Origin of the sequence: Nocardia cerradoensis NBRC 101014, from assembly GCF_000308535.1 — a bacterium.
GTDB classification, from domain to species: domain Bacteria; phylum Actinomycetota; class Actinomycetes; order Mycobacteriales; family Mycobacteriaceae; genus Nocardia; species Nocardia cerradoensis.
The window spans coordinates 1-3391 of sequence record NZ_BAFW01000028.1; the positions used below are offsets into that span (position 1 = coordinate 1).

Genomic DNA, 3391 nt, shown 5'->3' on the forward strand with positions numbered 1-3391 from the left:
CGAACATATGTGTGATCGAAGTGAGAGAGTAATCGCCGACCATCGGCGCGGTCAACGCTTTCACCGAACATCAGTTCGGGTGATTATGCAAATGGGCTGTTCGGCCCGGCGATTCCGAATTACGCTGCGACAGCGGAATTTCAGTGCACCGCGGTATGCCAGACAATGGCCGCCGCGAGCGCCCCCGCGCCGTTGAGCGACCAGTGCAGGGCGATCGGCGCGAGCAGACTTCCGCTGCGCCGGCGCAACCAGGTGAAGATCACACCGGCGGCCGCGGTGGCCAGGACGGCCAGTGCGATTCCGGCGATCTGCCCGCCGACACCACCGCCGAGCAATGTGCTCAAGCCGCGGTTACCGCTGGTCAATCCGAGTGACGAGGCGATATGCCAGCAGCCGAAAAGCAGTGACCCGACGAGGAATACGCCGCGTGCGCCGGTCGCTCGATCCAGTGCGCCGTGCAGGACGCCGCGGAAGGCGAGTTCCTCCGGAATCACCGTCTGCAGTGGAATGACGATCATGGAGGCGATCAATGCCCCGGACAGGGTCGCATATCGATTCGCGAGAAAGAACGGCCGCGTAATCGGCAGCAGTGCGCCGATCACCACCGCGCCCACGACAATCGCTACCGCGCCGAGCGCATAGAGCGTTCCGCGCCGCCACTGCCGTGGCGAAAGTCCCAATTCCGCCCAGCCCAGCCCGCGTCGCCGCATCAACAGCACGAGAATCACCGCGGCCGCCGGAACGGTCGCGATATTCGCCCATTGCGAGGTGAAATGCGCGATCAGATTCGTACCGGCGAGCACCGCCACCACGACGGCGACGTCGAGGTAAGCGTGTAACCGGCGCCCCGGGCCGACCGGGGCCGAGGACTGCGCAACCCCGTTATCGTTTCGAGACATCGCCGCCAGTCTACGTTCATCCGGGCGGGCGCGCCGTGTTCGGCGGGTCACGATCGACGCGTCGGACGCCGGCGCCGCGGCTCGCGGGGCGAGCGCCCCTTCGCGCTATCCGGTCGGCTCGCCGTTCCAGCCGGCGTAATCGGTCCACGCCTGCAGGGTCCGTGTGGTCTCGAACACCCGCTCGGCCCCGCTGATCGGGTCGGTGAAGGCGAGTCGGGCAGCCAGAAGTTGCAGCGGCCGGGTGAAATCGTCCACGGGGCGATCGGTGAGTTCGGGATAGAAGTCGTCTCCCAAAATCGGCACTCCGAGCCCGTTCATGTGCAGTCGCAGTTGATGGGTGCGGCCGGTGTGCGGGCTCAGCCGGTAGCGGCCGAGGCCGTCGCGGTGGTCGATCAGTTCGATCAGCGTTTCCGCGTTGGGTTCGCCCTCGACCTCGAAGGCGCGAAGGATCGTGCGCTCCTTGATGATTCGGCTGCGCACCGTGCGGGGCAGGGTCAGTTCGGGATCGTAGGGCGCGATCGCCTCGTACTGTTTGTGCACGCGGCGCTTGTGGAACAGGGTCTGATACGCCCCGCGCCGCGCCGGATCGACCACGAACAGGATCAGTCCGGCCGTGGTCCGGTCCAGCCGGTGCGCGGGAATCAGATCCGGGAGGTCCAGATCGCGCCGCAACCGGACGAGTGCGGTCTCGAGGATGTGCTGTCCGCGCGGAATCGTGGACAGGAAGTGCGGTTTGTCGACGACCAGCAGATGGTCGTCGCGATGCACCACGGTGACCTCGAACGGGACCGGTGTCTCGTCGGGCAGATCGCGATGGAACCACACCGCGCCCCCGGGGACATAGGGCGCGTCCGGCTCGATCGGACCGTCGAGGTCGACGATGTCGCCGCCCGCGAGCATCTCGTCGATGCGCGCGGCGGGGACCCGGGGGAGCCGATGGACCAGATGGTCGCGAATCGTCGCCCAGGTTCCGTCTTCGGGTAACCGCAGCCGCGCCGGATCGAGTCCGTGGCGCTTGGGCAGCGGCGGCTGTTGCCGGCGTCGCACACAACGACCCTAACGACAGCGCCGCAGTGCCTCCGATCAGAGGTCACGGTCCCGCGCAGCCGGTCGGTCGTCTGCCATTCGATACTGGCCGGCCTCGAGTCGCTCCAGCACGCCGGACGTCCACCGAGACAGGTTGTCGAACGTGCCGCTCCACAGCTCGAGCAGATCGGCGGAATGCGGAGCTTCGTACCGGGGCGGGTAGTCGGCCTTCATGGCGAGTAGTTCGTCTCGCACCTGCGCACTGTGTTGCCGTTGCTGTCGCAGCAGGCCGATGACGTGCGATCGCGGCAGGGTGTCCATGAACGCGATACCGGCGCCGAGTTCCTCCATATCGATGCTGACCAGCGCCGCGTCCAGGAGGGTGCGGAACTCGGCGTCACCGGCCTCGGTCATCTCGAAGAGGGTGCGGCCGGGACCGGTGCTGCTGGCTTCGGTTCCGCTCGCCCGCAGTTTGCCCTCGTGGGTGAGCTGTTTGAGGGCGTGATAGATCGAGCCCGGCTTCACATGCGTCCACGTGTCGGCGCGCCAGGACAGCAATTCGCGCCGGACCGCGTAGCCGTACGTCGGCTGCCGCAACCGGATCACGCCGAGGACGAGTAATCGCACTGTGGACACGAACGGATGATAACCTCCACTAGTCAAATTTGAATACCGGGAGGGATGTGGGATGCCCGAGAGTGCGGTGCCGTTGTTGTGGAGCCGTAAGTCCGAGCTGTCGGAAGTGCTCGACTTCTACCGCGGCCTCGGTTTCGAGGTCACCTATGAGCAGACTCGCCCCTACGTGTACGGCGCGGTCACGCGTGGCGGGTACGAACTGCACTTCACCGCCAGGCCCGACGGCGTCGACGCGGAACTCAGCTGTTTGATTCTCGTCGACGACGTCGGTGCTTATCACGGCGAATTCACTGCCGCACTGCGCGCGCGGCTCGGCAAGGTGCCGGCCAAGGGGGTGCCTCGAATCACGCGGTTCAAGCCCGGGCAGACCCGCTTCACGATGGTGGATCCCGCGGGCAATCACGTGCTGGTGATCCAACGAGACGAGCCGCGCGAGCTGGAGTACGGCGGGTCCGCAGAGCTCGAAGGCCTCGCCCGGGTGCTCGACAATGTGCGCATACTGCGCGATTTCAAGAACGACGACGCGGCGGCGCTGAGAGTGCTGGAAGTCGGCCTGCGCAGATACGGGCCGACCGCGACGCCGGAGGATCTGGAGCGTGCGCAGCGGGAGCGGGCGGAGCTGTCGGGCGAGCTGCCCTAGCGCCCGCGCGGGCGGTCCCGGGCGCGACGGCGGGCGCGCCCGGGACCGGTCGTGCCCTAGACGGTGCAGGGCAGGTTCGCGTAATAGGCGATCGTGCACTCGGATTCGCGGGTCAGCTTCCAGGTGCCGTCGATGTCCTTCCACTTCAGCTCGATGTACATGGCATCGAAGCCGGGGACGTTGATCTGCA

General features: G+C 66.6%; 5 protein-coding genes. 1 reads left to right on the forward strand and 4 read right to left on the reverse strand.

Features of this window, described 5'->3' with window-relative positions; genetic code table 11:
- Window positions 1-140: 140 nt before the first annotated feature.
- From ON23_RS04030 to ON23_RS04040, 3 genes are all read right to left on the reverse strand, one after another.
- Window positions 141-899, reverse strand: a complete 759-nt coding sequence (locus ON23_RS04030; RefSeq protein WP_039776465.1) for a CPBP family intramembrane glutamic endopeptidase — start codon at window positions 897-899, stop codon at window positions 141-143.
- 105 nt (window positions 900-1004) lie between these two features.
- Window positions 1005-1946, reverse strand: coding sequence for an RluA family pseudouridine synthase (locus ON23_RS04035; RefSeq protein WP_039776467.1), 942 nt, complete (start codon window positions 1944-1946; stop codon window positions 1005-1007).
- A 36-nt stretch (window positions 1947-1982) separates the two neighbouring features.
- Complete coding sequence (locus ON23_RS04040; protein WP_039776469.1) at window positions 1983-2561, reverse strand: PadR family transcriptional regulator; 579 nt, start codon at window positions 2559-2561, stop codon at window positions 1983-1985.
- 52 nt (window positions 2562-2613) lie between these two features.
- Here ON23_RS04040 and ON23_RS04045 point away from each other — a divergent pair, with 52 nt between their 5' ends.
- Window positions 2614-3201 carry a DUF8817 family protein gene (locus tag ON23_RS04045; RefSeq protein ID WP_051041961.1) on the forward strand — a complete coding sequence of 196 codons (588 nt, stop codon included), beginning with the start codon at window positions 2614-2616 and terminating at the stop codon, window positions 3199-3201.
- A 56-nt stretch (window positions 3202-3257) separates the two neighbouring features.
- On the opposite strand, the gene ON23_RS40045 is transcribed toward ON23_RS04045, so the two are convergent.
- Complete coding sequence (locus tag ON23_RS40045) at window positions 3258-3386, reverse strand: MTB12 C-terminal domain-containing protein (protein WP_505767193.1); 129 nt, start codon at window positions 3384-3386, stop codon at window positions 3258-3260.
- Window positions 3387-3391: the final 5 nt, after the last annotated feature.

Excerpts from the sequence above, each read along its gene's own strand:
- ON23_RS04030 (WP_039776465.1), bottom strand. The coding sequence starts at position 899 with ATGTCTCGAAACGATAACGGGGTTGCGCAGTCCTCGGCCCCGGTCGGC.
- ON23_RS04045 (WP_051041961.1), top strand. The coding sequence starts at position 2,614 with ATGCCCGAGAGTGCGGTGCCGTTGTTGTGGAGCCGTAAGTCCGAGCTG.